The sequence below is a fragment of the Singulisphaera rosea genome, assembly GCF_054877945.1.
Window position 1 is genome coordinate 88,092 of record NZ_JBTYIP020000006.1, and the last position, 24,579, is coordinate 112,670.

Annotated in this window: 21 protein-coding genes; 11 read left to right on the forward strand and 10 right to left on the reverse strand. The window is 65.6% G+C overall.

What is annotated here, in order from left to right; all coding sequences use genetic code 11:
* Positions 1-728 precede the first annotated feature (728 nt).
* Positions 729-4,499: a hypothetical protein gene (locus ACYOEI_RS13305; protein ID WP_462849984.1), complete on the forward strand. Its 3,771-nt coding sequence runs from the start codon at positions 729-731 to the stop codon at positions 4,497-4,499.
* A gap of 97 nt (positions 4,500-4,596) precedes the next feature.
* The gene (locus ACYOEI_RS13310) at positions 4,597-5,367 is read left to right on the forward strand and encodes a sugar phosphate isomerase/epimerase family protein (RefSeq protein WP_462849985.1); all 771 of its coding nucleotides are present in this window, start codon (positions 4,597-4,599) and stop codon (positions 5,365-5,367) included.
* Between the two features lie 410 nt (positions 5,368-5,777).
* On the opposite strand, the gene ACYOEI_RS13315 is transcribed toward ACYOEI_RS13310, so the two are convergent.
* Complete coding sequence (locus ACYOEI_RS13315) at positions 5,778-6,152, reverse strand: VapC50 family PIN domain-containing toxin (protein WP_462849986.1); 375 nt, start codon at positions 6,150-6,152, stop codon at positions 5,778-5,780.
* 194 nt (positions 6,153-6,346) lie between these two features.
* Positions 6,347-6,736, reverse strand: coding sequence for a helix-turn-helix domain-containing protein (locus ACYOEI_RS13320; RefSeq protein ID WP_462849987.1), 390 nt, complete (start codon positions 6,734-6,736; stop codon positions 6,347-6,349).
* A gap of 398 nt (positions 6,737-7,134) precedes the next feature.
* Between ACYOEI_RS13320 and ACYOEI_RS13325 the strand changes: the two genes are divergently transcribed.
* Complete coding sequence (locus tag ACYOEI_RS13325) at positions 7,135-8,469, forward strand: DNA ligase (RefSeq protein WP_462849988.1); 1,335 nt, start codon at positions 7,135-7,137, stop codon at positions 8,467-8,469.
* 490 nt (positions 8,470-8,959) lie between these two features.
* On the opposite strand, the gene ychF is transcribed toward ACYOEI_RS13325, so the two are convergent.
* Entirely contained in the window at positions 8,960-10,048 is a 1,089-nt protein-coding gene (ychF, locus tag ACYOEI_RS13330) for a redox-regulated ATPase YchF (protein WP_462849989.1), read from the reverse strand.
* 360 nt (positions 10,049-10,408) lie between these two features.
* On the opposite strand from ychF, the gene ACYOEI_RS13335 reads away from it, so the two are divergent.
* Positions 10,409-11,302, forward strand: coding sequence for an alpha/beta hydrolase fold domain-containing protein (locus ACYOEI_RS13335; RefSeq protein WP_462849990.1), 894 nt, complete (start codon positions 10,409-10,411; stop codon positions 11,300-11,302).
* A 136-nt stretch (positions 11,303-11,438) separates the two neighbouring features.
* On the opposite strand, the gene ACYOEI_RS13340 is transcribed toward ACYOEI_RS13335, so the two are convergent.
* Both ACYOEI_RS13340 and ACYOEI_RS13345 read right to left on the reverse strand, forming a co-directional pair.
* Positions 11,439-12,131: a 3-keto-disaccharide hydrolase gene (locus ACYOEI_RS13340; RefSeq protein ID WP_462849991.1), complete on the reverse strand. Its 693-nt coding sequence runs from the start codon at positions 12,129-12,131 to the stop codon at positions 11,439-11,441.
* 234 nt (positions 12,132-12,365) lie between these two features.
* The gene (locus ACYOEI_RS13345) at positions 12,366-13,754 is read right to left on the reverse strand and encodes a Gfo/Idh/MocA family protein (RefSeq protein ID WP_462849992.1); all 1,389 of its coding nucleotides are present in this window, start codon (positions 13,752-13,754) and stop codon (positions 12,366-12,368) included.
* 361 nt (positions 13,755-14,115) lie between these two features.
* Here ACYOEI_RS13345 and ACYOEI_RS13350 point away from each other — a divergent pair, with 361 nt between their 5' ends.
* The gene (locus tag ACYOEI_RS13350; RefSeq protein WP_462849993.1) at positions 14,116-14,811 is read left to right on the forward strand and encodes a DUF4488 domain-containing protein; all 696 of its coding nucleotides are present in this window, start codon (positions 14,116-14,118) and stop codon (positions 14,809-14,811) included.
* A gap of 159 nt (positions 14,812-14,970) precedes the next feature.
* Complete coding sequence (locus tag ACYOEI_RS13355) at positions 14,971-15,702, forward strand: 3-keto-disaccharide hydrolase (protein ID WP_462849994.1); 732 nt, start codon at positions 14,971-14,973, stop codon at positions 15,700-15,702.
* Positions 15,703-15,902: 200 nt separating this feature from the next.
* Here ACYOEI_RS13355 and ACYOEI_RS13360 read toward each other — a convergent pair whose 3' ends face one another.
* Positions 15,903-17,534 carry a sigma-54-dependent Fis family transcriptional regulator gene (locus ACYOEI_RS13360; RefSeq protein ID WP_462849995.1) on the reverse strand — a complete coding sequence of 544 codons (1,632 nt, stop codon included), beginning with the start codon at positions 17,532-17,534 and terminating at the stop codon, positions 15,903-15,905.
* A gap of 215 nt (positions 17,535-17,749) precedes the next feature.
* Here ACYOEI_RS13360 and ACYOEI_RS13365 point away from each other — a divergent pair, with 215 nt between their 5' ends.
* The 3 genes from ACYOEI_RS13365 to ACYOEI_RS13375 all read left to right on the forward strand — a co-directional run bounded on the left by ACYOEI_RS13365 (position 17,750) and on the right by ACYOEI_RS13375 (position 19,595).
* Complete coding sequence (locus tag ACYOEI_RS13365; RefSeq protein ID WP_462849996.1) at positions 17,750-18,316, forward strand: carboxymuconolactone decarboxylase family protein; 567 nt, start codon at positions 17,750-17,752, stop codon at positions 18,314-18,316.
* Positions 18,317-18,460: 144 nt separating this feature from the next.
* Positions 18,461-18,928, forward strand: coding sequence for a nuclear transport factor 2 family protein (locus tag ACYOEI_RS13370; RefSeq protein WP_462849997.1), 468 nt, complete (start codon positions 18,461-18,463; stop codon positions 18,926-18,928).
* A gap of 46 nt (positions 18,929-18,974) precedes the next feature.
* On the forward strand, positions 18,975-19,595 hold the full coding sequence (locus ACYOEI_RS13375) for a pyridoxamine 5'-phosphate oxidase family protein (protein WP_462849998.1): 621 nt from the start codon (positions 18,975-18,977) through the stop codon (positions 19,593-19,595).
* Between the two features lie 173 nt (positions 19,596-19,768).
* Here ACYOEI_RS13375 and serC read toward each other — a convergent pair whose 3' ends face one another.
* A complete protein-coding gene (serC, locus tag ACYOEI_RS13380) occupies positions 19,769-20,854 on the reverse strand; it encodes a 3-phosphoserine/phosphohydroxythreonine transaminase (protein ID WP_462849999.1) in 1,086 nt (361 codons plus the stop codon).
* 226 nt (positions 20,855-21,080) lie between these two features.
* On the opposite strand from serC, the gene ACYOEI_RS13385 reads away from it, so the two are divergent.
* Together ACYOEI_RS13385 and ACYOEI_RS13390 are read left to right on the forward strand one after the other, a co-directional pair.
* Positions 21,081-21,632 (forward strand): DNA-3-methyladenine glycosylase, encoded by a 552-nt coding sequence (locus tag ACYOEI_RS13385; protein WP_462850000.1) that lies wholly within the window; start codon positions 21,081-21,083, stop codon positions 21,630-21,632.
* Between the two features lie 255 nt (positions 21,633-21,887).
* The gene (locus ACYOEI_RS13390) at positions 21,888-22,094 is read left to right on the forward strand and encodes a hypothetical protein (protein ID WP_462850001.1); all 207 of its coding nucleotides are present in this window, start codon (positions 21,888-21,890) and stop codon (positions 22,092-22,094) included.
* A gap of 213 nt (positions 22,095-22,307) precedes the next feature.
* On the opposite strand, the gene ACYOEI_RS13395 is transcribed toward ACYOEI_RS13390, so the two are convergent.
* The 3 genes from ACYOEI_RS13395 to ACYOEI_RS13405 all read right to left on the reverse strand — a co-directional run bounded on the left by ACYOEI_RS13395 (position 22,308) and on the right by ACYOEI_RS13405 (position 24,205).
* Positions 22,308-22,478 (reverse strand): DUF1328 domain-containing protein, encoded by a 171-nt coding sequence (locus tag ACYOEI_RS13395; RefSeq protein ID WP_462850002.1) that lies wholly within the window; start codon positions 22,476-22,478, stop codon positions 22,308-22,310.
* 84 nt (positions 22,479-22,562) lie between these two features.
* A complete protein-coding gene (locus tag ACYOEI_RS13400; RefSeq protein ID WP_462850003.1) occupies positions 22,563-22,724 on the reverse strand; it encodes a hypothetical protein in 162 nt (53 codons plus the stop codon).
* 221 nt (positions 22,725-22,945) lie between these two features.
* Positions 22,946-24,205, reverse strand: coding sequence for an ankyrin repeat domain-containing protein (locus ACYOEI_RS13405; protein WP_462850004.1), 1,260 nt, complete (start codon positions 24,203-24,205; stop codon positions 22,946-22,948).
* Positions 24,206-24,579 lie beyond the last annotated feature (374 nt).

Below are 24,579 nucleotides of genomic sequence, written 5' to 3' on the forward strand. Positions count from 1 at the left end.
CTTTCCTCTATGAAACATGGGAACGCAACTTTCCCCGGTCGTCCCATTTTTCGCCCGGGATCCGGGCCGACTGCCGCCCGGGCCGACTCGCCCTCGCAGGGCAAGGGTCCAATTCCTTTTGGAAGAACTCGGGGGAAACCGATGCGGTTGAAACGCTATTCGCCGCGCAGGCAGGTCGTGCAAGGTCAACGACGATTATGATCCGGATGAGGAGGGTCTTGCAATTCGAAATACCAACGGATGCGGGAGCCTCCTGTGTCGTTAGGGGGGCTTTGGCCGCTTCAGATTGACCTAATCCTTCCTGTCTGTGAAATAAGTCGCCCGGAAGTGGGCCTGCTCTTGGACGTTTTCGGAAAAAACTTGCGTGTCGGTCGGATTGATTCGGAACTTGAGCCGATCCGTAACTCCCGATTGCGCGGCGAGGTTCGCGGCGCGTTCGACCGGGAGGTCACGGTGATCTACGTCAGGGTTGGGGGTCTTTGGATTATTAGGCGGCCTTGGGGTTTTGGGTAGGGTGTTTGTTTTGGTGTAATCTGAAAGAGAGGCGTGACCTTTCGTTTTTTTGGGATTCGGCTTCAGTTTTGGGGCGACATCGCCGATATCTACCTGTCAGTACGGGAATGACGACTTCAGCGGCGAAATCTTTGTGACCGGCTGCTGGGCGTTGGCCGACAAGGATCGTGGGCCTGCGTCACGTCCGGCGAACTTCGGGGATTATGGTTTTCCGCATGCGCAATGGAAGGCGCAAGCTGTTGCTGGGCCTGACGGCGTTCCTCCTCGGAGCGTCCGCCATGGGCGCGCCTCCTAACGTCCCGCCCAAGACCGGGGGAGCTCCCGTCCGCTTGACGGTCGAGCTCACGTGGAAGGCGGTCGCCGTAGGGCAGGCTCCCGGTGCCGAAGACCCTTCGTTCGATCTCGAGCTCAGCGAAGGGCGAGTGCTCGACGCGGTCGCTGTGCCGGCTGCGACGGGCAAAGGCGGTCCTGAAAAGCAGGGGAAAGGCTGGAAGCTTGGCGTCGGGCCGTCGGGCCGAGTCCGGGCACGCGTCGAAGCTCCCCTCGCCGCGGTCATGACCTTCCGCTCGGGTGGAAAGCTTGTCCGGGTCCCGCTCCAGGCGGTTCTCGATGACCTGTCCAGGCCCGTGACGCAGGGGAATCTCGAGGTGACCGTCGAGCGGCTCGGGTGGGATGCACTCGAGGTCGACCTGGAGCGCGGCGACGGCACCGCCTTGCCTGGGGAAACGATCTCGGTGGCGGTCGGGTACAACGTCCTGACCCCTGATCCGACTGAAGTCTCGCTCCGCACGACGGCCGAGCTCCGCCCGATCGAGGGGGGAGAGCCGGTCTGGCGGCTCGAGCGCCGCGAGGTCGTGCGGACGAACGTCGTGGGGGCGCCCCGGAAGTCCTGGGACGTCGTCATGCCCCGCACCGAAGGGACGTACGTCCTGGAGCTCCATTCGACCTGGGAGCCGCTCGCGGGGCTGGAGGGTTCGAGGCTCGGGCGTTGGCTCCGAAGGCGTTGGAACCCGACGGTCACGTCCTCGATCCGGCGCCTGGCGCTATCGGTCGTGGGGACCAAGCCGATCGCCGCCGAGGGGGGAGCGGGGGCCGGCGCGGGCGGCGAAGAGGTGATGGAGACGATCGACTTCGCGAGGCTACGGGGCCAGCGTCCCTCAGCCTCGGGCCGCGCCCCATTGCTGACTCAAGGAGGGACACGTTGGTCCGTCCCCGAGGCGGCCCTGGTCGAGGCGACCCGTCGAGACCGGCTCCGAGGGTGGATCACGCACGCCGGCTCCGAGACGGCCGTTCTCGCCCCCTCCGACGCAACCGGCCTGGCCTGGTCGGCCTTGGGGCTCAGGGTGCCGAACCCGGGTCGTCCGCACCGACTGTCGCTCTCCGTCGTCGGCGGCCAGCCTTCCGCGCTCGGTGTGGCCCTGGTCGACTCCGGAGGCCCCGCGGGGCGCCCTCGCGTCCTGCTCGACGCCTGCGCGTCGGGTCCCCCGATCCTCGAAGGGGGGCCCGCGACCTCGTTCTCGTGGCTGGTCTGGCCCGACTCCCCCGACCCGGTCCTCGTTCTCGTCAATCGCGACACGCTCGCCCCGGTCCACCTCGGGACCGTGGTGCTCGCCGAGCTCGACGAGGTCCCCGCCGCACCGGCGATCGTCGAGCCGAAGGCCGAAGCCCGGAGCCTGGGCCTGACTCTCTCGACCCCCGACCTCCTCGACCGGTTCGGCGGCGTCGAGACGTCTCCCGCCGACCCGCTGGCCCTGGCCAAGAACGTGACCCGCTACCTGACCTACTGTGGCGCCTCGTCGCTGGTCGTCGGCGAAGGCCTGGCCGACCGAGGCCGCCGACGGGCGCTCGACGGGCAGGCGTTCGAGGACTCGACGGGCCCGGACCGCCTCGACCTGCTCTGCCGGATCCTGGGGCGTCAGAAGTATTCCTGGTGGCTCGAGCTGGCCCTCGACGGCGCTTTGCCGGGCCTCCCCGGCCCCGAGACCGACCGGGCGAAAGAGCGGGGGCTTCTTCGGGTCGACCGTCGAGGGCTTCCCGACGGCGTGGCGTATCACCCGCTCCACCCCGAGGTGCGGGACGCCCTGGTTCGTCGGGTGTCCGAGACTTCGGCGTCCCGGAAAGGGCGTGAAGGGTTCGCCGGACTCCTGATCCGGCTCGGCTCGGGCCCGACCTTGCTCGGCGGACCCGACACCGGTTTCGACGACGTCACGTTCGCCCGGTTCGTTCGCGAGGCGTTCGCGCCCGAGACCACGGCGAACATCCCCGGCGTCGGCTCGAGCCAACCGAACCGGATGGCCGCCCGGCTGCAATTCGTGGCGGGGCCGGGGCGGATGCCCTGGCTGACCTGGCGTTCGCGAGCGATCGGAGCCCTCTACGGCACGCTCGCCGAGGCCGCGCGACGAGGCGCTCCGGGGACGTCGCTGGCCGTGGCCACGCCTGGTCTCGACGCCGGCCCGGCCGGTCACGAGGCGAGACGCGTCGACCTCGCGGGCCTCGCCCCCGGCCATGCCTGGCGAGCGGTCGGGCTCGACCTCGAGACCTGGCCCGGCGGCGACGACGCGCCGATCGTCTTCCGAGGGGCCGGACTCTCGCCCGATGCCCTGGTCCATGACCTCGCCACCAGCCCCGAGCTAGATGCCCAGGTCGTCGCCCGGCCCCGCCGCGGCCTGCTGATCGACACGGCCGAGCCGGGCCCGCGGGCCGCCAACCGAGGCTCTCGATCGTCGACGGGCTGCGGGCTATACCTCGAAGCCTCGCCCTTGCCCGAAGGGGCGGCGGCCGACGAGCTCATGGGGCATGCGGTGGCCGCGCTCGACGCCCAATGGGTCATGCTGGCCTCGTCGTCGGTCGCGGGCCACGAGGAGCGGGTTCGCCGCTTCGCTCGGGTCTTCCGGGCCCTTCCTGGCCTGGCGAAGGTCTCCTCTCCCGTGGACCGGCAGCCCTTCGGAGTGGCCGTGCGGACCTTGCGCTCGGGGACGTCATCCTACGTCTCGCTGGCCAACGACACGCCCTATCCGATCCGACTCGAGACGATCCTCGGCTCCACCGAGTCGGCGGCGATCGACGACCTTGGCCGAGGCCTGCGCCTCGCCCCGGAATCGGTCGCCGGCGGGGGGAGTCGCCTGGTCCTCGACCTGCTCCCGTTCGGAGTTGCCGCGATCCGGGTCGGTTCGGCGAAGGTCCAGGTCGGTTCGGTCACGCCCTATCCGTCCGACGCGGTCCTCGCGGGGATGCAGGCGCGATACGAGGAGCTCTCCACCCAGCTCTCGAAGCTGAATCAGGATCCCGGCGGCGGCCTCGGCCCGGCCAATCCCGGCTTCGAGCCGACCACGTCCCCGCTCGTGCAGTTGGCCGTGGCCCGGGGCACCACGGCGCCCAACGGCTGGCAGGCCGCCGGGGGGATGGGGCACACGATCGAGATCGACCCGGTCCGTCCGCACTCGGGACGAGGGAGCTTGAAGCTCAACACACCGACGGGCCCGGCGTCGATCATCAGCGAGAGCTTCGTCGCCAAGGCGCACCCGACCTTGACCGTCCAGGCCTGGTTCCGCTCGGCCGCACCGGGGACCAAGGTCCGGACCTGGATCGAGGCGGAGGCGGCCGGTCAGCCCTATCTGCGCTGGTCGGAGTTCGCCGTGCCGGCCGAGTGGTCCCCCATGACGATCCGGGTCGGCGAGATCCCCGCGGCGGGCCTCGAAGGGGCGCGGCTCCGGTTCGAGCTCCTCGGCCCGGGGACCCTCTGGGTCGACGACGTGGCCGTGTCGGGGCCGTCGCTCACCGAGCCCGAACGGCTCAACTCCCGGAGGGTCCTGGTCGCCGCCCTCCATGCCTACCGCGAGAAGCGGTTCGCCGACTTCGCCCGGCTCGCCTCGTCGCACTGGGCGAAGCCCCCCGGGTCGGCCACGCTCGGCCTCGAGGATGAGGCCGAGGATGCGATCCGGACCGGCAAAGCGACTGCCCTACCGCCCAATCGAGTCCTTCGGTAAGATGATCACCCGACCGTGGTGACCCGGGGATCGGTCGACTCCAGGTCGGCTCGCACCGACCGCCCGGGCATCCCAGGGAGGGTGAGGAGGGGTTCGGGTGTTCGTCGCCTGCAACACGCTTTGTTTCTCGAAGGAGCCGTTGGAATCGGCCCTTCGCCACATCGCCGAGCTCGAATTCGATAAGATCGAGCTGGCGATCGTCGAAGACAGCGGCCACATGAAGCCGTCGGAGGTCGCCGGGAACACCGAGGCGGCCTTGCATCGGCTCCGCCGGGGGCCGAGCCTGACCCCTGCTGCGATCGGGCTCGACTTCGGGGACTTGACCCTCGACAGCCCGATCCTCAGGAAACGTTTCGAGGCGATGTGTCGCCTGGCGAAACCCTTGACCGTCGCCGTGCTGACCATCTCCGCCGCGCCCCTCGGCACGTCCTTCGACGACGAGGTCATGCGGCTCACCGGCCTGTCCAGCTACGCCATGCGCGAGGGCCTGGTCCTGGCCGTCGAGACCCACTCGGCGACCTTGACCGCCGACCCCGCCGCGGCCGTCGCCCTGTGCAAGGCCGTCCCGGGCCTCGGCCTGACTCTCGACCCGAGCCACTACATCCAGGGACCCCACAAGGGGGCCGACTTCGACGAGGTCTACCCCTTCGTCCAGAACATCCATCTCCGCGATACCGGCAAGAACCCCGGCGAATTCCAGGTCCGCGTCGGCCAGGGCGAGATCGAATACAACCGCGTCGTCAACCAACTCGCCCGCTACGGCTACGACCGCGCCCTAACCGTCTCGATCCTCGACCTCCCCGACAACACCTTCGACGTCGAGGTCGAAGTCCGAAAACTCAAGCTCCTCCTCGAGAGCTTGCTCTGACCGGCTGATCCGAACCCCGGCTTCCTCCTCAAGGCCGGGGTTCGGCCTTCAACGTCGACCCCTCTCCGAGAGCCGTGCCTTCGACCGCAGGATTCCGGGCCGGTATCCTAACCCGTCGGCAGTTCTCGACATCGGCCAGCTCCGAAGCCGTTAGCGTCCCTTCCTGGGCTTTGAGCGAGAGTTCCCGCACGCGCGCTTGATCCCGCTCGCTCAGATTGGAGGCTCAGAATCTCTCGCGCCAGTTCGGCCGAAAAGTCGCCGTCGTCAGGCTTCATGAGCCTGCCGACGATAGCGGCTTCGCTTGAGGGGATATGATTTTCTTGCATATTTGTATGATTTGTATTTCGGCTGTCCATTTGCTGAATTTTGCGGCCGCAAGGAACCCGGCGGCCGAACGGAATCCTGTTGAGCTATAGTTTCTCTTCGAAGGCCCGAAGCAGTGATACCGCCCGGTCGAGTCCGATTTTTTCTAATGTGGCCAAGTGTTGCGCCGTCGTCTTGGGCGGATTCCTGAGGAGCCCTCGCTGACGCTGTACGGCCAAGCACACCTCGTTCTCGAATTCGTTGAGCAACTGAACGAGGAATGCGTCAGGGTGAATGGCGAAGACTCCGTGCGGCTGGGTCTGTTTTTCGGGGAAATCCTTGAGGTTGAACGTGACGATGTTCTCGACGCCGGCGTGAATCGCCGCTGCCAGAACGTGCCGGTCATCCGGATCGGGAAGAGTGAGACCGGAGATGAGCGGCTCGTATCCGGTCACCAGACAATTCGGGACGGCGGCGTCCATCAGTTGACAACACCGGGTGAGACTCTCGGCTCTGACGTTGAACCGCGCGGCCAAGACGCTACGTGTCCATTCTTCGTGAACGGCGACGGTCCATCGCGGGCGGCACGCCCCGGTGATCCCCAGCTAAACCAGGAGATCTCGAAGTGAGGGTGGGAAGAGGACACACGAGTCGTAGATGACGGCAGGAGCTCGGCTCATTTCGGATCAGCGTCGTACAGACCGAGGTCTTCGGTCAGAGCCGCCAACTCCTCCATCGACTTCACCTGCTTGGCGTACATCGCGTCCTTGTAAGCCAGCACGTCGCTCAAGAGCAACCGGCGGTGAGGTCCGACTTTGCGGGCTGGCAGCGCGCCCTCGTCCACCAGCTTGGCGACATAAGGGCGGGAGACGTTGAGGATGTCCGCCGCTTGTTGCGTGGATAATTCGGCGGCGACCGTGGTGACCGCGACCGCTCGCCCTCGCCCCATCTCTTCCAACACCTGGAGCAATGCCCGCTCCGCCGATGGTGGGATGGCGAGCGTCTCACCCGTGTCCGCGTCTCGGACCTCGAGAGAAGATTGGCCCCGCTGGAGGCGCGAGGCCAATGCTCGACCCGTTTCCCGGGCGATTGGCACTTCCAAAAGCCCTGGTTCAATAATCTCGTGTTTGCCGTTTGGCATGGTTCGCCTTCCCTATAAACTCTCCATGGATTTTACCACTGGTTGCGAAGCCAACGCGACAGACGAAACAAACGAAACGCGGCTTGAACGGTGGTTCCGGTGGCATTGGGGGTAGCACTGGTATCCCGACGCGGCTCGGACTTCGAGTCTCCTTATCGGCGGTTTTGTCGATTGGTTAATCTATGTTTAATTGTAAATTATTTTGTTTCAATTTGTGTGTGCGCCCGCTCAGGTTCTCGCGTTGCATCGATCGTTGATCGGTGTTAGAACGTTCACGTTGTGAGGCGTGAGCTCCGGTGACGGGACGTTGAGGAGGCGAGCCGATGCCCGACTTGAATGACGGTGAGTCGGTGGAGATGAAGGGGTCGGGGGCCAAGCCGTACGTGCTGAAGAACGTCGGCGGGCTCTATTCGTGCTCCTGCCCGGCCTGGCGTAATCAATCGGTGGCGATCGAACGTCGTTCTTGCAAACACTTACGAAAGCTGCGTGGTGATGCCGCGGAGGATCTGCGGATCGGCCAGGACGCGACGGCGGCATCGACGTCGAGTGCGAAGGCCGAGTCGGGGGAAGAGGAGGGGCGTGAGGCGCCTCCGCTGCTCCTGGCGGAGCGCTGGGATAATGCGGCGGACCTCTCCGGCTGGTGGATGAGCGAGAAGCTCGACGGGGTCCGGGCCTACTGGGATGGTAAGGCGATCTTCTCGCGTCTGGGGAATATGTTTCACGCCCCGGACTGGTTCCTCGCCGGGCTGCCCGAGGTGCCGCTCGACGGCGAGCTCTGGATCGGCCGCAAGGCGTTCCAACGCACCGTCGGGATCGTCCGCCGCCAGGACAAGAGCGACCTGTGGAAGGAAGTGAGCTTCCTCGCCTTCGACGCCCCGGCGGCCGACGGACCCTTCGAGGATCGCCTCGCGCTGGTCCGTGACCATGTCACACGGCGGGGGGTGTCTTACGTCCGGGCCCATGAGCACGCGCCTTGCACGAGCCTGGCCCATCTCCGCGAGGAGCTTGCCCGGGTCGAGGCCCTCGGGGGCGAGGGCCTGATGATGCGCCAGCCCGGCTCGCGCTATGAGGTGGGGCGCTCGATGACCTTGCTCAAGATCAAGAGCTTCCGCGACGCCGAGGCCCGAGTCCTCGAGCACCAGAAAGGGGCGGGCCGGCACAAGGGACGCCTCGGGGCCCTCTTCGTCGAACTGGCCGATGGCACCCGGTTCTCGGTCGGCACGGGCTTCTCCGACGCCGAGCGAGGCGCGCCGCCCCCGATCGGCTCGATCATCACCTTCCGCTATCAAGAACTCTCCGACGGCGGCGTCCCCCGCTTCCCCTCGTACGTCGGCGTCCGCGAAGATGTCGCCGGTCCCTCCGGCACCCTGCCGGAGGCCGCGGAGGTCACAGCAACGGCTGTACCCTCCCCCCCACCTCCTTCGGAAGCCTCGTCGCCCGCCAGCCCTGCGGGAGTCCGCCGGTTCGAGATGGTCGAGGGGAGCTCCGAGAAGTTCTGGGAAATCGTCCGGGACGGCGTCCAGGTCACCGTCCGCTACGGCCGCATCGGCAGCAACGGGCAGGCGAAGACCAAAGCGTTCGCCGACGAGGCCGCGGCGCGGGTCTATGCCGACGGTCTCATCGAAGTGAAGGTCGGAAAGGGCTATCGCGAGGCCTGACCGCCTTGGTTGAGGACGGCCTGGCTCAGAACATGACCGAAACCCCGGTCTTTTCTTAAAAGGCGGGTTGGCTCAAGGGATGAGATCGGTGCTGTCACACACGTCGGCTGTGTGATGTCACTCCTGCGTTATCTGGGTAGCACCGGTTGGAACAACCGGTGTCGCGCAGCGACAAGAGGTCGTTGGCAAGTCGTCGAGATCTAAAGATTTTGCCAGGTAAGGACTTGCGTCTCGTTCTTGCCGGCTTGACTGTTCCGTCGACCGCATTGCCGGGGAGGCCGAGGTCATGATGCGGTATGCCTCTTGTCGCTGCGCGACACCGGTTGTGCCAACCGGTGCTACCCTTGATCCACCCTTCCCAGCACCGACTCCGCCCTATGATCCACCCGAGTTTCTGTGGGGGTAGACGATGACATCCAGGGAGGGTTGGCGGAGCCGAGCGCGTCAGAACCCCGGTTTTTAAGAAAAAACCGGGTTTCAGGACAAAGGCTCAATTGAAGAGGAAGTGACAGATGTCTCCGTCCTGCATGACGTAATTCTTCCCTTCGACCCGGAGCTTCCCGGCCTGGCGGATGTCTTTCTCGCTGTGGTAGGTCTCGAGGTCGTCAAGAGTGTAGACCTCGGCGCGGATGAAGCCCTTCTCGAAGTCGGTGTGGATGACTCCGGCGGCCTGGGGTGCGGTGGCGCCGATCGGGATCGGCCAGGCGCGGACTTCCTTCTCGCCGGCGGTGAAGTAGCTTTGCAGGCCGAGGACCCGGTAGGCCTCGCGGGCGAGCACCGTCAGCGCCGGCTCCGTGAGGCCGGCCGACTCGAGCATCTCGGCGCGATCGGCCTCGTCGAGCTCGACGATCTCGGCCTCGAGCTTGGCGCAGACGGGGACGACGGAGCCACCGACTTTCGCGGCGAACTCGCGGAGCTTCTGGACGAGCGGCCCCTTGCCTTCGAGGTCGCTCTCGTCGACGTTCGCGACATACAGGTTCGGCTTGGCCGTCATCAGCCCGAAGCTGGAGATCGTCTTGAGCTCGGCCTCGTCGAGCGTGAGCTTCCGCAGGGGCTCATCCTTGGCGAGGTGATCCATGCATTTCCGGATCGCGTCGGCCCGCAGCTTCGCCTCCTTGTCGCCGCTCTTGGCGGTCCGCTCCGCCTTCGGGAGCGCGTTCTCGAGCGTCTGGAGGTCGGCCAGCATCAGCTCGATCTCGATCGTCTCGATGTCGGCCAGCGGGTTGACCACGCCGGCGACGTGGACGACGTTCGGGTCCTCGAAGCAGCGGACGACCTGGAGGATGGCGTCCACCTCGCGGATGTGGCTGAGGAACTTGTTCCCGAGCCCCTCTCCCTCGCTCGCCCCCTTCACGATCCCGGCGATGTCCACGAGCTTCAGCGCCGTCGGGATGATCTTCTTGGGGACGATGTACTTGCAGATCCGCTGCAGCCGGTCGTCGGGGACGCTCACGATCCCCTCGTTCGGCTCGATCGTGCAGAACGGATAGTTCGCGCTCTGCGCCGCCTTGGAGCTGGTCAGGGCGTTGAACAGGGTGCTCTTGCCGACGTTAGGCAGACCGACGATGCCAGCTTTCATGGTGCCACTGATTACCTAGCCAAGGGGGCTTGCAGGAAAGACGTACGCCCGACGCTCGCTTTGAACCGTCGCAACCTGTTTTGTGGCAATGCGATGGATCAGTCGAGCCCGTCGACGTTTCGTCCCGGGCGACGAGCCTCTGTTCAAACACGGCCCACATTATACACGCCACACGACGTTTCGTCTTGCCGGGGCCCTCTCGCCCTCGCGACTCTCCCGCAATCGATGGGCATGGCAAGAGTCCGCGGAGGTGTCTCCGAAATCCCGAGCGAACGTGCAAGAATGGATTGCGAAGTCGGGTGTACGACTCTCTCCTCGACCCATTGTTGGATCTCGAGTCTAAAATCTGCAGAGTAATTCATGCCAAGATTGACGATTTTCGCCTCCCTTTCGATCCTCCTCCTCACACTCTCTCTTACGGCCCGTTCCGCCGATGAGCCCAAGGCGTTGGCCGCCGATGGGGCCGCTCGGGCGGCCTCCAAGGAGATCGTCCATCTCGAAGATGTGGTCTATGGCCAGGTCCACGGGGCGGGGTTGTTGGCGGACATCGCCTACCCGCAGTCGAGCGGGTTGCGGCCCGCGATCATCTCGGTGCATGGCGGCCGGTGGACTCGCGGGAATCGGCGGGATAGTTCCGCGATCAAGGTCGACCAGTGGGCCGGCTTTGGGTTCTTCGCCATGGCGATCGACTATCGCCTGACGGGATGCACGCCCGTGCCGGCCTGCTACCAGGACGTCCAGTGTGCGATCCGCTTCGTCCACGCCAATGCCGAGAAGTACAAGATCGACCCCAAGCAGGTCTTCCTCATCGGCCAGTCGGCCGGGGGGCACATGGTCTCCCTGGCCGCCACCCTGGGCGATGGGCCGTATCCGAGGACCGGCGGCTGGGAGAAGGCGAGCAACGACGTGAAGGCCGTCATCAGCGTGGCCGGCAACTACGACCTCCTGGGCAAAGACTGCTGGGGCGACCTCTGGAAGCCGAACGGCGTGGAGTCCGAGGAGGCGAGGAAACTTGCATCGCCGATCCAGCATGTCAAAAAATCAATGCCGCCGATTCTGATCTTCCACTCGGACAACGACAAGTCCGTCCCGATCGCGATCGGGCTCCGGATGGTCGAGACCTTGAAGAACGCCGGGGCCTCTCACGTGTTCCATCACTACCCGACGATGGGACACATGGGCATCAATGACGAGGTCATCACGAAGTCGCTCGAATTCATCAAGGCCCTGCCGGACGCGCCGAGGTTGGATTGAGCGAGCGGAGTGAATCTCCGATCAAAGCGGGGAGGATTCACCACAAAGGTACAAAGAGAAAACAATAAAAGTAGTTGTTTTTGAAATTATTTGTGTCCTTTGTGCCTTTGTGGTGAATCCTCCCCTCCTCCCTCCATCAAGGGAGCGGTCGGAGCTTGATGTTGCGGTACCAGCAGTCGGAGCCGTGGTCCTGGAGGCCGATGTAGCCTCGGCGCGGGTGGAGTTTGTAGGGGACGTCGAACTTGTGGTCGGATCCGTCGGGGCGCTTGTTGGGGGTGGTCCACTCGTCGAGGTCCATGTGGGAGACGCGCCGGCCGTTGACCTCGATGACGATGATGTTTCGGTCGCAGGTGATTTGGAGGTGGTTCCACTCGCCGACGGGCTTCATGGGGTTGGTCGTCGGCTTGACGAGGTCGTAGATCGCGCCGGTGTCGTGGAAGTCGGAGTCGCGGGTGTCGTCGATGGCGACCTCGATGCCGTTGAAGCCGACGTCCTTGCCCGGTCGGGGGGTCAAGGGGGCGGTCCGGATGAAGACGCCGCTGTTGCACTTCGGGGTGATCTTGAAGTCGAGCGCGAGGACGAAGTTGTCCTGGGGTTTGTCGTAGACCAGCATGTATGAGCACGGGTGTGGGTTCAGGCTGCCGTGCTGGACATGAGCCTGGGGCAGGGGCTTGCTGCCGGTCGTCATCCAGCCCTGGGTGGTCCGGCCGTCGAAGAGGAGTCGCCAGCCGTCCTTGCGCTCTTGCTCGCTCAGGATGTTGTCCTCGGCGATGGTCGCGAGTGGTGTGCAGGCGAAGAAGGTGATGGCCAGGATCAGGTATCGGGGCATGGTGTAGTCTCGAAGGTGGGGCGATTCATGAGGAAGTCGGAATTTTCTGATACAAGCCCGAAGCGCCAGCGAGTGAAGCTTTCTTGATTGTTTTGCGGAAAGATTCACTCGCTGGCGCTTCGGGCTTGTAAAGACTGCTGGGCGAGGTGACTGATGTGCCTCATGAGGGCGGGTCGGCGATGTCGGTGTCAGAAACCCGTTATTTAAGAAAATAACGGGTTTCAGGAGAAGTGGTCAGAGAGCCCAGCCTTTGCGGTATTCGGTGTGGAGGTGGCGGTTGAGTTCGGAGGCGTTCTTGATCCGGAAGTTGGCGGCGTCCCACTCGAGGCGGGTCCCGGGGGCGCGGAGGGCCAGGACGCCGAGGAGGACGACCTCGGTCAGGGGGCCGGCGTAGTCGAAGTTCGAGACGGGGGCAGGGCCCCCTTTGCAGGCCTGGATCCACTCTTCGTAGTGGCCGGGCGAGCGTTTGAAGGTCTGGGGGATGGCCTTCGCCTGCTCGTGGAGGGAGGCCGGGAGCAGTGTGGGCATGCCGCCGTGGGAACTGTGGTGCATCTTCCCTTTTGAGCCGACATAAAGGACGCCGTTGGAGGGCAACTCGTCTCCCCTGGGCATCTCCGAAGGGGTGGGCGGCATCAGGCCCCCTTCGTACCAGGTCATCCGAACCGGCGGGAGTTTGCCCCTGGCGGGGAACTCGAAGGTGATGATCGACGCGATCGGGTAGGTCTCGAGGTTGGGCCGGTTCCCTTCGAGGAAGGACCCGTCGAGCGTCGAGCGGGCCTCCACGGACGTCGGGGCCCCCAGGCCGAGCGCCCAGACGGGGTGGTCGATGATGTGGCAGCCCATGTCCCCGAGGGCCCCGGTGCCGAAATCCCGCCAGCCTCGCCAGTTCGCCGGGACATAGGCCGGGTGGTAGGGACGCTCCTGGATCGGCCCCAGCCAGAGGTCCCAGTCGAGGGTCGGGGGGACGGGCGGGGTGTCCTTCGGCCGGCCGACCCCTTGCTTCCAGAGGTTCCCCGCGCGGTCGGACCAGACGTGGACTTCGCGGACCTCGCCGATCACCCCGGCCTGGATCCACTCGTTGGTCAGCCTCGCTCCCTCGGTGGCGTGCCCCTGGTTGCCCATCTGGGTCGCCACGCCGGCGGCCTTCGCGGCCCTGGTCAACTCGCGGCACTCGTGGAGCGTGTGGGTGAGCGGCTTCTGGCAGTAGACGTGCTTGCCCGCGCGGATGGCCGCCATCGAGGCGACGGCGTGCACGTGGTCGGGGGTGCCGACCGAGACCGCGTCGATGGACTTGCCCATCTCGTCGAGCATCCGGCGGAAATCTTTGAACCGACGCGCCTTGGGGAAGGCCTTGAACGAGCCGGCGGCGCGGACCTCGTCGACGTCGCAGAGGGCGACGATGTTCGCGCCGTTCCTGGCGTGCGTGGCGATGTCGCCGCCCCCCATGCCGCCGACGCCGATGCCCGCGACGTTCACCCGATCGCTCGGCGCGACGAACCCCGGGCCGCCCAGCACGTGGCGGGGGACGATCGTGAAGCCCAGGGCCATCCCGCCGGCCGCCGCCAGGAACCCTCGCCTCGAGTGATCCGCCGACGAAGTCCCGTCATCGATCACGCGCGTCATGGCCGCTCCTTCGTTGGCACGTCCTGCGCCCGAGGAATCGCCGACGCCTTGGCGGGAACCCCGTCAGGTTCGTGGCGGACGATGTCGCCGGACGGCTCGATTGTCTTTGCCCTTTGAGACCCCGGGCTGTGAGATCCGCATCGTAGCCCTCCCGAAGGCCGGGGACAAGGTCCCGGACCGTGTCGTCCTCGAGGGATGATGGGGCTGCTTTCGAGGTTGCGACCGGGTCGACATTTGTCATTGGAACGGCGGGGCGGGGACGGATAGACTCGAGGGACGAGACGGCGGTCGCGAGAACCGTTATGGAGAGGGCGTCTCTCCGCATCGACCGCCTCGAAGCTTGAGATTCGGAGGACGGGCGATGCGGAACGTCAACTTCGCCGAGAGGCGTTGGCTGTGGTCGGGGGCGTTGGCGGTCACGGGGCTCGCCGCGGCGCTGGTCGCCGGAGGAGCCCCGAGGGCACGCGCCACCGCGACCGAGGGCAAGACAGACGAAGTGGAGGCGACCGCCCGGGTCCTCGTTTCGCAATTGGAGGCCCGACTCCGGGCGACCGAGGCGAGCCTCGAGAAGGCCCGAGCCGTGGTGGCCGAGCTCGAGGGGAAGACCTCTCGCCCGGCCCCGATCACGCCGCCGGCCCCGGCCCCGGCCCCGCAACTGCGGCCCGGCGACGGCAAGGACCTCGAAGGGGTCTGGCGGCTCGTCGGCATCCGGAACGGCGAGGGCGAGACCTTCACCAAGGCGCCCTATGAACAATACAAGATCATGACCGTCGATCATTACCTCTGGATGTCATTCGAACCCGAGACCGGGAAGGTCCTCCGCTCGGGCGGCGGGTCGTACACCGTCAAGGACGGGACCTACTCGGCCCACGTCGATTACTCGAACAGCGAAGACCTCCGCGCGATCGCCGGGCAGGATTACACCTTCACGTGTAAGGTCGACGGCAACCTCTGGTACCACGCCGGCCCGATGCCGAACGGGGCCAGGGTGGATGACCTCTGGGAACGGATCAACGTCAACAAGGTGCCTGTGGCGGTCCTGGAACAGCCGCGCTGAACGGCGTCTCCGAGGCCCGGGGAAGCCCGGTCGGTGCAGGCTCGCCGACCCCTCGGGCCCGTGGTATAACCCACGACGTGTGCGGAACCCCCCCGGGCGTCCCCGAGGGGTTCCTTCGACCCGTCGGGACGACTGATCCACGTTCGGAAGGCGACATCCATGAGAATGACGTCGAGTGTTCGCGTTTTGATGTTGAGCGGTTGGCTGGTAGGCCTGGCGACGACGGTCGCCCCCGCCGCCCCGCCCGAGCATGGCCGGGCCTTCCTGGACGGCACCGGGCCGGGCTGGAAGCCGCTCGGGGAGGGGGATTTCGTCAACGTCAACCTCGACCCCGGCACCTGGACCTGGAAGGACGGCGTCGCGCACTGCACCGGCCAGCCGGTCGGCGTGATCCGCTCCAAGGCCCCGGTCGGCAACTTCGAGCTCGTCGCCCAGTGGCGGCACCTGCGCTCCGGCGGGAACTCGGGGATCTTCGTCTGGGCCTCCGAGTCGTCCCTGAACGCCCTGAAGCACAACGGGCTCCCCCACGGGGTCGAGGTCCAGGTCCTCGACCACGGCTACGCCGAGAAATATGAGAAAGAAACCGGGAAGAAGCCCGACTGGTTCACCACCCACGGCGACGTCTTCCCCGTCGGCGACACCAAGATGAAGCCCTTCCCCCCCGTCGCCCCCGACGGCCGCCGCAGTTTCCCCTCGAAGCACCTCAGCAAGGGGCTCAACGAGTGGAACCACTACTACGTGCGCGCCATCAACGGCGAGGTCCGCCTCTGGGTCAACGGCGAGGAAGTCTCCGGCGGTACCGGCATCGAGCCCCGCTCCGGCTACCTCTGCCTCGAATCCGAAGGCTCCCCCGTCGAATTCAGGCACCTCCGCATCCGCGAACTCCCCTGATCTGAAGGGTACGAAAGTACGAAAGACTATCCGCAGATGACGCAGATTGACGCAGATGGATCTAGAAAATTTTAGAGATCTTATCTGCGCCAATCTGCGTCATCTGTGGATCAGATTGTCTTTTCTCTTCTGTCTCCTTTGCGCGGTCGTTGTCAGTCCGAGGTTTGTTTGTTGGACATGATCTGCCCTTTCCATCACACCTACGTGCCCTGCTCAATCCCTAGTGCCTTGATGCGAGACGTCAGTGTCGTCGGCTTGATCCCGATCAGCTCCGCGGCACCTCCCGGCCCGGAGATCTTTCCTCTGGTTCTCCGCAGCGCCGCTCGGATGTTGTCCGCCTCCAGACTACGAAGATCGGCATCCGTCAAGATCCGCTCGGCCGATTCGGACACGCCTCGGAATGGTGATGGCCCCGCCTGCTTTGTGGCCGATGATGGCGTTAGGGTGCTTGGGATTTCCAAGTTCAGGCGGGCTCCATCCGCGGTGATGACGGCCCGCTCGATGACGTGCTGGAGCTCGCGGACGTTTCCGGGCCAGTGGTAGCGTTGGAGCTGCTGGGCGTTGGCGAGGGTGAGCCGGGGTGTGATTCGTCCGAGCTTGCGGGCCGAGGCGGCGAGGAAGTGCTCGGCGAGCATGGGGATGTCTTCCGTGCGCTTGCGCAGCGGCGGGAGCTCGACCGGGAAGACGCTCAAGCGGAAGAAGAGGTCCTGGCGGAATCGCCCGGCCTCGGCTTCGGTCCTGAGGTCGCGGTTGGTGGCCGCGATGATGCGGACGTCGACCTTGCGGGTCCGTTCTTCGCCGACGCGTTCGAGCTCTCCTTCCTGGAGCACGCGGAGGAGCTTGGCCTGGAGCTCGAGGGGGATCTCGCCGACCTCGTCGAGGAACAAGGTCCCGCCGTCGGCCAGCTCGAACCGGCCGGCGCGGTCGCGCAGGGCGCCGGTGAACGACCCTCGGGCGTGGCCGAAGAACTCGCTCTCGTAGAGCTCGCGAGGGACCGCCGCGCAGTTTACCTTGATGAGGGGCTTGTCGGAGCGTCGACTCCGCCGGTGGAGCTCTCGGGCGACCAGCTCCTTGCCGGTGCCGCTCTCGCCGAGGATCAGGACGGATGCATCCGTCGGGGCCACGAGGTCGATCTGCCGGGCGAGCGCCTCGAGCGCGGGGCCGCCGCCGATCAACTCGCCGAAGGCGCCGGCGTGGGTCACTTCCTCGCGCAGGTATTCGTTCTCCAACTCCAGCTTGCGCTTCAAGACTTCGATGCGTTCGAAGGCGCGGGCGGTCGCGATGGCGGCGGCGGCGTGGTCGGAGATGGTCCGCAGCCAGCCCAGGCAGTCGGGGCTGACGGGGCCTCGCGCGAAGACGGCGAGCACGCCGAGGGTCGTGCCGCGGTGGACGAGCGGCTGGCCGCCGAACCACGCGACCCCTTCCGCACGCGCCCAGGACGGGACCGCCACCCAGTCGGGAGGGTCGGAGGCCGGGATCGCGGCCTCGATCGGCTCGCCACTCTCGGCGATCCGCCCGACCTTCCGCACCCCGAACGGGAATCGGCGGAATGCCCCGTCGAGCCGCGTCCACTCGACCCGAGGGTCCACCGCCGACCGGCCGGCACTCGCGACCAGGTGCAAGCACTCCGGGCGTCCCTGGCATTCCGTCTTGTGGAGGCAACCCGAGCAGTCCTCGGTGGGCTGGGCCAGCCAGATTCGCGCCAGGGCAACCCGGGACGAGTCCGCCAGTCGGCCGACGACCAGCCGGAGCAGATCCGGCAGCGCGGGCTCCCGAGCCATGTCGAGCAGCAGCCCCTTGGGATCGATCAACAACGGCGACAACGTGGTCATTCGATCGCCTCACGAAATCTCAAGAAGCCTCGACGAAATCTCGGGAGCTCACGGAATATCGTGAGGCTCGTTTGGTGAGGGTAATCTCGCAACGCTTGCATTGTCAAGGACTTGTGGAGTGCTTGTGGCCGTGGCACGGGACTTGGAATCACTTCCATGAGAATCGCCATCGGACTCGTTGTGAAGGCCGATGTTGAGAGTGAGGATCTTGAACCATGGCACGCATCCTCCAGACTGACCCCGCGGAAGCGACCGGACGGGCGAAGGCCCTGCTCGGCGAGGTGCAGGAGACGCTCGGTCTCGTCCCGAACATGACGCGGGCGATGGCCACTGCCCCGGTCGTGCTCGAGGGTTATCTCCGTCTGAGTGCGGCCTTGGCCGGAGGGGGGCTCTCGGCCAGGGATCGCGAGCGAATCGCCCTGGCGGTCGCCCAGGCGATGGGTTGCGATTACGGTCTCGCGACCCACTCGGCCCTGGGCCGAATGGCCGGGTTGACGGCCGACCAGATCCGCGACAGCCGGCTCGGCACGGCGGTCGACCCGAGGTCCGAAGCCCTCGTCCGGTTCGCCCTCAGGGTCCTGGACGCCCGAGGTCACGTCGAAGACGACGATCTCGACGACGTCCGCGCCGCCGGGTTCGACGACGGGGCCATCGCCGAGGTCGTCGCCAACGTCTCGCTCGGCGTCTTCACGAACTACTTCAACCTCGTCGCGGCCACGGACGTTGATCTGCCCAGGGTCCCGGCGCTGGATGGAACAAGGGGAATTTTTAGCCACGGATGAAACACGGATAAGAGAGTAGATGAAATTTAAACAATTGTAAATATATTATTTGATCTGTTAATTTGATTTTGTTTGTTGGATTTCAATCTGTGACTATATGCGTCATCTGTTGATCGATTCTCCGATCCCTTGGAGGAAATCATCATGGGCTCGATCGTGATCGCCCCGCCGTTCACCCTGGAGACGGCGACCCGCAAGGTGCGGGCCGCCGAGGACGCCTGGAATAGTCGGGACCCGGCGCGTGTTGCCTTGGCCTACACCGAGGACTCGGTCTGGCGGAATCGAGATCGTTTCGTGACCGGGCGCGATGAGATTCGCGACTTCCTGGCCGCGAAGTGGGCCCGGGAACTCGATTACCGACTGGTCAAGGCGCTCTGGGCGTTTACCGACGACCGGATCGCGGTGCGCTTTCGTTATGAGTGCCACGACGCCAGCGGCCAGTGGTTCCGCAGCTACGGGAACGAGCTTTGGGAGTTCGACGACCGTGGTTCGATGCGTCGACGCGAAGCAAGTATCAACGACGTGCCGATCCGCGAGGACGAGCGGACCTTCCACTGGCCGGCCCCCGGCCCCAGGCCTGCCGATCATCCCGGTATGCCCGATGTGAAGTGACCAATGGCCGTACGACGGCCCGGACGAGGGTCGTCGGGAGGGTGAGATGCGAGGGTTTCCGAGCGACGTCGCCTTCACGCCCGCCGTGAAGGCGATCCAGCAGCAGAACGGTTCGCGGAAGAGCTACGCGAAGGTGGAGCAGGGCGGGGGGTGGCCGACGACCATCACGCCCGACCTTGAGGGCTTCCTCGCCGAGCTCGACATGTTCTACCTGGCCACGGCGACCGCCGAGGGACAGCCGTACGTCCAGCACCGCGGCGGCCCGCCGGGCTTCCTCAAGGTGGTCGACGAACACACGCTGGGGTTCGCCGACTTCGGGGGCAACCGCCAGTACATCACCCTGGGGAACCTCTCGGAGAATCCCCGGGCTTTCCTCTTCTTGATGGACTATGAAAACCGCAGGCGCGTGAAGATCTGGGGGACGGCGCGGGTCGTCGAAGGGGACACGGCATTGCTCGAGACGCTCCGCGATCCGTCCTACCCCGGCAAGGTCGAACGGGCGATCCTGTTCACCGTCGAGGCCTGGGACGTGAACTGTCCCCAGCATATCCACAGGCGATTCCCCGAGCGGGACGTCGTCCCGGCGTTTCGCGCGTTGCAGGCGAGGATCGCCGAGCTGGAAGCGGAAGTCGAGGCCCTGAGAGCCGGAGCTCGATCCGAATCTTGAGAGGACGACGCGACCCCGCCTCGCGAAAGGAGGCGGGGTCTCGGGATGGAGCGGTGATCGCTCGGGTTGCATCACGCCGATACAAGCCCGAAGCGCCAGCGAGTGAATCCCCTTTGATTTTTCGCGGCAAGACTCACTCGCTGGCGCTTCGGGCTTGCAAGGGGGCGTTCGGGTCAGCCGTTGCGCTTGGCGAAGTCGCCCATGAAGGACGCGAGGGCCTGGCACCCTTCGACATCCATGGCGTTGTAGATCGAGGCGCGGATGCCGCCGACCGAGCGGTGGCCGGCGAGGCCGACCATGCCGACGGCCTGGGCCTCGGTCACGAACTGTTTCTCGAGGGCCTCGCTGGGGAGGCGGAACGTGACGTTCATCCGGGAGCGCGATCCCGCCTCGGCGTGTCCCTTGTAATACCCTGCGCTGTTGTCGATCGCCTGGTACAGGGTGTCCGCCTTCTTGCCGTTCCGCTCGGCCATCGCCCCGAGGCCGCCGAGCGACTCGATCCACTGCAGGACCAGGCCCAGGGCGTAGACGCCGAAGCTCGGGGGGGTATTGTACAGGGAGTTGTTCTTGACGTGCGTCGCGTAGCGAAGCATCGTCGGCACCCCCTTGTTCGCCTTCTCCAGCCACGACTCGCGGAGCAGGACGACCGTCACGCCGGACGGCCCGAGGTTCTTCTGCGCACCGGCGTAGATGAGCGAGAACTTGCTCGCGTCGAACGGGTACGAGAGGATGTCGCTGCTCATGTCCGCGACGACGGGGCGGTCGCCGAAGTCGGGGAACTCGTGGAACTGGACCCCCTGGATCGTCTCGTTCGAGGTGAAGTGGGCGTACGACGAGTCGGGCGTGAGCGTGATCTCGTCGGCCCGGGGCACGCGGCGATAGGCGTCGGCCTTGGTCGAGGCCGCGAGGTTGGCCTTGCCCAGCGCCGAGACCTCTTCGAACGCCTTCTCACCCCAGGAGCCGGTGACCAGATAATCCGCGGTCGCCCCGGGCGCGAGGAAGTTCATCGGGACCATCGCGAACTGGGTCGACGCCCCCCCCTGGAGGAAGAGGACGCGGTAGCCGTCGCCCACGCCGAGGAGCTTCTTGAAGGTTGCTTCCGCCCCGGAGTTGACCGCCTCGAACTCCTTGGAGCGGTGGCTCATTTCCATGATCGACATGCCGCGGCCCTGGTAATCCCGGAGCTCGGACTGGACCTTCTCCAGGACCGACGGCGGGAGCATGGCGGGACCCGCGTTGAAATTAAGGACGGTGCTCATCGCGTACATCCACTAGAAAACCGAGAGTCGATCGACCGGCAAAGATTGGCCACTATACCATAACCGAGCCGCGATTTTGCACGAGCCGTCGCCCTGCTCAGCGACCGGCAAGGGCAGAACCCGTTCATGAATCCGCCCGAGCGACCCCTGGCGGAGCGACGGGCCGCACCCCAGGGAAGAAACGTCGCGCTCGCCCCAAGTGCCCAGGTTCCCGTAGACTGGTCCCATGCATCCTCTGCCGAGAACCTTTTACGACCGGGATCCGGAGACGGTGGCCAGGGAACTCCTGGGGAAACTCCTCGTGCGCCGGGTCGATGGCGTTGAACGGGTCGGGCGGATCGTGGAGACCGAGGCGTACCTCGGGCCCCACGACCTCGCGTCGCACTCGTCGCGAGGGAGGACACCGCGCACCGAGGTGATGTTCGGTCCCCCCGGCCACGCCTACGTCTACCTGATTTACGGGATCCATCACTGCCTGAACGTCGTGACCGAGGCCGAAGGGGAAGCCTCGGCCGTCCTGCTCCGCGCCCTCGAACCGATCCGCAACCTCGAGGGGAAGACGAACGGCCCCGGGCTCCTTTGCCGGGCGCTGGGGATCGATCGTGGCCTCAACGGCAAGGACCTGGTAGGCGAAGAACTCTTCGTCGCCTCGCCCGATCGGCCCGAGCCGTTCGAGATCGTCGCCCGTCCCCGCGTCGGCGTGGACTATGCGGGCGACTGGGCGGCATGCGAGTTGCGATTCTATGTGCGCGGGAACGCCTATGTCTCACGGAAGTGATGCGCTTAGGCGTGCTCTTGGGTCGAGAAGTGCGTTGCCCATACAAGAGCGGAAAACAATCGAATGGCGACCCTCCCATACGAGTCCCGGGAGTCCCTGAGTGAAGACTTTCCCAGGTTTTTGAGGGGAAATTCACACGCGGAGGCTTCGGGCTCGTATAGATTCTTTCGGGGGAGCGGCCTGATGGATGCCATCCGGGCGTGATCCGCTCCAGGAATCGGAAGACCTACGACGACACTCGGAAGGATGATTCCCATGAAGACGACTTTTGGAAAGACCGGGCCTCTCGCACTCCTCCTCGTCGGCGCCTTGGCGTTCGGGGCCGGCTGTGAAGAGAAGGGCCCCGCCGAGAAGGCCGGCGAGAGCATCGATAAGGGCGTCCAGGATGCGAAGGACGCGGTCAATCCCGCCGGGCCCGTCGAGAAGGCCGGCCGATCGGTCGACAAGGCCCTCGAGAAGTGATCTCGAGCCCCGGTGGGATCCCTATGCGTCCCACGACGCAGGAATACCATCGGGGCGTTTTTATTTTAGAGTTCGATTTTGCAAATACGATTGATTTGTAAAATAAATTCTAAGATGTTGACATGAAGTAAGGGGCCAGGGCCGGGTCGACAGTTCGACCCGGCCCTGGCCCCTTCGCTTCGATCGGGTAATTCCGATCCATCGAAGGCCCGTCTATGCGACGGGCCCGCTTCTGCGTCCCAGGACGGCGGAGACGACGACGAGAACCAGGAAGACGAAGAGGAGAATCTTGGCGATATAAGCGAAGTCGCCCGAGAGGCCGCCGAAACCGAGCACACCGGCAACCAGAGCGAGGATGGCGAAGATGACTGCCCAGCGGATCATGGTAGAGTCTGCCTTTCCGGAAGAGTGAGGGGAATATCGAAGTCGACCAATTGCGATGGTGACGTCCCGGGGACGAGGGCCTCGTTATCGGCCCGCGTCCTTGATGTGCTCGCCGGCTTCCTTGACCTTCTCGCCGGCCTTATAGGCGGCGTCTTTGACCGAGTCCGCGACTTTCTCCGTGGCATGCTTCGCGGCGTGGGCGGTGTCGTCGATCGCGTCTTTGACCTTGTCTTTGGCGTCCGACATGGCGAGTTCTCCTCTGGCGATTGAGTCTGGGATCGTTGTTCGATCACACGATCTCTTCCTGAAGCAAACGTGGGGCCAATCCCCGCGAAATCGTGGAATTGCGAAATCAAGATGGGTCCCGAGGCCGAGCGGCCGTCCACCCTCGGCGATGTCATCACGCCATTGGGGACGGGCTCGACCTTTGGGGCGGGTGGTGTAAGGACCGCGGCGGCTCCGTCGGCTCAGGGCCGTCCCCCGCGTTCTTCGATCAGGCGCAGCGCCGGGCGGCTCACGTAGCCCTGGTCGTGGAACCGCTCGCCCCACGACAGCGGGGAGACGTCGCGATACTCGTGCAGGGAATCGTCGTTGCCGCCTCGAAGCGCCTTCCGCAACGACGCGCGGACGTTCGGGTCGGCGCCGAGGTCGAGGAGGAGCCTGGCGAACGGTGCGTCCTCGAGCTTTCGGTGTTTCTGAGGCAGGTGGAGGACCGAGACGACGCTACCGAACAGGGGGGTGTGGCCGCCGAACCCGTCCGCGTCGATCGTGGCCCGGGCGTTGACGTCCGCCCCCCGCTCGATCAGCCATCGGGCGATCTCGAGCTCTCCATATTCAAGGCACATATGAAGGAGCGTTGTCCCGCCGAGCGGGGTGCCGTGGCTCGCGCACGGCTCGTCGAGGTGGCAGCCGACTTCGGGCGGGTAGATCTCGCGGTGGGCGAACGTCCGTGAGAGGAGATGCGGGTCGCGTTCCAGGTGTCGCTCGAGGAGGTCGATCCTCCCACGATGCAAGGCCATCGGGGGCGTATCCGGCAGCGCGATCCCGTGCGAGGCGAAGAGCTCGAGGCAGTGGTGCTTGCCCGTCGGGTTGCGGCTATAGGTCTCGAGCAGCAACCCGACCGGGGCGAGGCGGTCGCCTCGGCCGTCGCAGATCTCGGCCCCGAGCCCGAGGAGGTACTCCATCCCCGTCCCGTTCTGCGTCTCCGACGGCCCCATCACCGCCCCTCGAGGGGGCCGGGCGCCCATCGAGTGCAAGAGCTTCGCGGTCTCGACCTTGCCCTGGAGGACTGCCCGGATCAACGCCCGTACCGTGTCCGTCGCGCCGAGGCCTCGGAGCATCGTGATGACCCGGTCACGCCCGAGGTTCGCCGCGTACGACATCGGCGGCCCCCAGTTGCATTGCTCGGTCCCTCGCGCCATCTCGTGGAGCAACCGAGGGTGGCGCAGGATGAGCGTGCGGAGGCCTTCGGGGTCGTCGACCCAGATCGCTTCGACGACCTGACAGGCGAGGACGAGCCGGGGCCAACTCACGACGCCGTAGCCGCGGGCCAGGGCGAGTTGGGCGTCGGAGAGCTTGGCCACGCCCGGGTCGAGCGGGCCGGGATGATCTTGAACCAACTGGGCGATGGCGGCGGGCTCGCCGCGGCGGACCTGTCGGAGAAGGTCCTTCGCCTGGTGCCGGAGTTGCTCGAGGTCGGGGCGGACGGGGAGATCGCGAATGGCCATGACAAACCTCCAAGGGCATGCCCGATGTCCGCTGTGACGGGCGAAGTGGAGGTTCGCATGAACCGGATTGTCGGCGGTCGAGACAGGTGGACTCGGTCCTGCCCGCGGACGGGGTGCGTCCTGCCACGCACAGCTTGGGAATTTACCCGCCGGCCCAGGCGCGAGTCAACGGCCGCTTGCGATCGTCCCGCGATCGAGGTGTGTTGCTATGGATTCTTTCGGTGTTGGCCTCGGGGCGGCGACCTCGCCGAGTCCGATTCTCGGGCAGGTGCCTGCTGGGCAAGGGGCGGGCGGCCGAGTAGGTTAGAGGAGTGAAAGGACCATCGGCCCGGTACGAGGTGCCGAGCGGCTCCGTGAGTCGGCGACGACTCGAG

What these genes read in the sequence shown, in the direction of transcription:
- ACYOEI_RS13305 (WP_462849984.1), top strand. Translation starts at nt 729, where the DNA reads ATGCGCAATGGAAGGCGCAAGCTGTTGCTGGGCCTGACGGCGTTCCTC.
- ACYOEI_RS13315 (WP_462849986.1), bottom strand. Translation starts at nt 6,152, where the DNA reads ATGGACGCCGCCGTCCCGAATTGTCTGGTGACCGGATACGAGCCGCTC.
- ACYOEI_RS13325 (WP_462849988.1), top strand. Translation starts at nt 7,135, where the DNA reads ATGCCCGACTTGAATGACGGTGAGTCGGTGGAGATGAAGGGGTCGGGG.
- ychF (WP_462849989.1), bottom strand. Translation starts at nt 10,048, where the DNA reads ATGAAAGCTGGCATCGTCGGTCTGCCTAACGTCGGCAAGAGCACCCTG.
- ACYOEI_RS13335 (WP_462849990.1), top strand. Translation starts at nt 10,409, where the DNA reads ATGCCAAGATTGACGATTTTCGCCTCCCTTTCGATCCTCCTCCTCACA.
- ACYOEI_RS13340 (WP_462849991.1), bottom strand. Translation starts at nt 12,131, where the DNA reads ATGCCCCGATACCTGATCCTGGCCATCACCTTCTTCGCCTGCACACCA.
- ACYOEI_RS13345 (WP_462849992.1), bottom strand. Translation starts at nt 13,754, where the DNA reads ATGACGCGCGTGATCGATGACGGGACTTCGTCGGCGGATCACTCGAGG.
- ACYOEI_RS13350 (WP_462849993.1), top strand. Translation starts at nt 14,116, where the DNA reads ATGCGGAACGTCAACTTCGCCGAGAGGCGTTGGCTGTGGTCGGGGGCG.
- ACYOEI_RS13355 (WP_462849994.1), top strand. Translation starts at nt 14,971, where the DNA reads ATGAGAATGACGTCGAGTGTTCGCGTTTTGATGTTGAGCGGTTGGCTG.
- ACYOEI_RS13360 (WP_462849995.1), bottom strand. Translation starts at nt 17,534, where the DNA reads ATGACCACGTTGTCGCCGTTGTTGATCGATCCCAAGGGGCTGCTGCTC.
- ACYOEI_RS13365 (WP_462849996.1), top strand. Translation starts at nt 17,750, where the DNA reads ATGGCACGCATCCTCCAGACTGACCCCGCGGAAGCGACCGGACGGGCG.
- ACYOEI_RS13370 (WP_462849997.1), top strand. Translation starts at nt 18,461, where the DNA reads ATGGGCTCGATCGTGATCGCCCCGCCGTTCACCCTGGAGACGGCGACC.
- ACYOEI_RS13375 (WP_462849998.1), top strand. Translation starts at nt 18,975, where the DNA reads ATGCGAGGGTTTCCGAGCGACGTCGCCTTCACGCCCGCCGTGAAGGCG.
- serC (WP_462849999.1), bottom strand. Translation starts at nt 20,854, where the DNA reads ATGAGCACCGTCCTTAATTTCAACGCGGGTCCCGCCATGCTCCCGCCG.
- ACYOEI_RS13385 (WP_462850000.1), top strand. Translation starts at nt 21,081, where the DNA reads ATGCATCCTCTGCCGAGAACCTTTTACGACCGGGATCCGGAGACGGTG.
- ACYOEI_RS13390 (WP_462850001.1), top strand. Translation starts at nt 21,888, where the DNA reads ATGAAGACGACTTTTGGAAAGACCGGGCCTCTCGCACTCCTCCTCGTC.
- ACYOEI_RS13395 (WP_462850002.1), bottom strand. Translation starts at nt 22,478, where the DNA reads ATGATCCGCTGGGCAGTCATCTTCGCCATCCTCGCTCTGGTTGCCGGT.
- ACYOEI_RS13400 (WP_462850003.1), bottom strand. Translation starts at nt 22,724, where the DNA reads ATGTCGGACGCCAAAGACAAGGTCAAAGACGCGATCGACGACACCGCC.
- ACYOEI_RS13405 (WP_462850004.1), bottom strand. Translation starts at nt 24,205, where the DNA reads ATGGCCATTCGCGATCTCCCCGTCCGCCCCGACCTCGAGCAACTCCGG.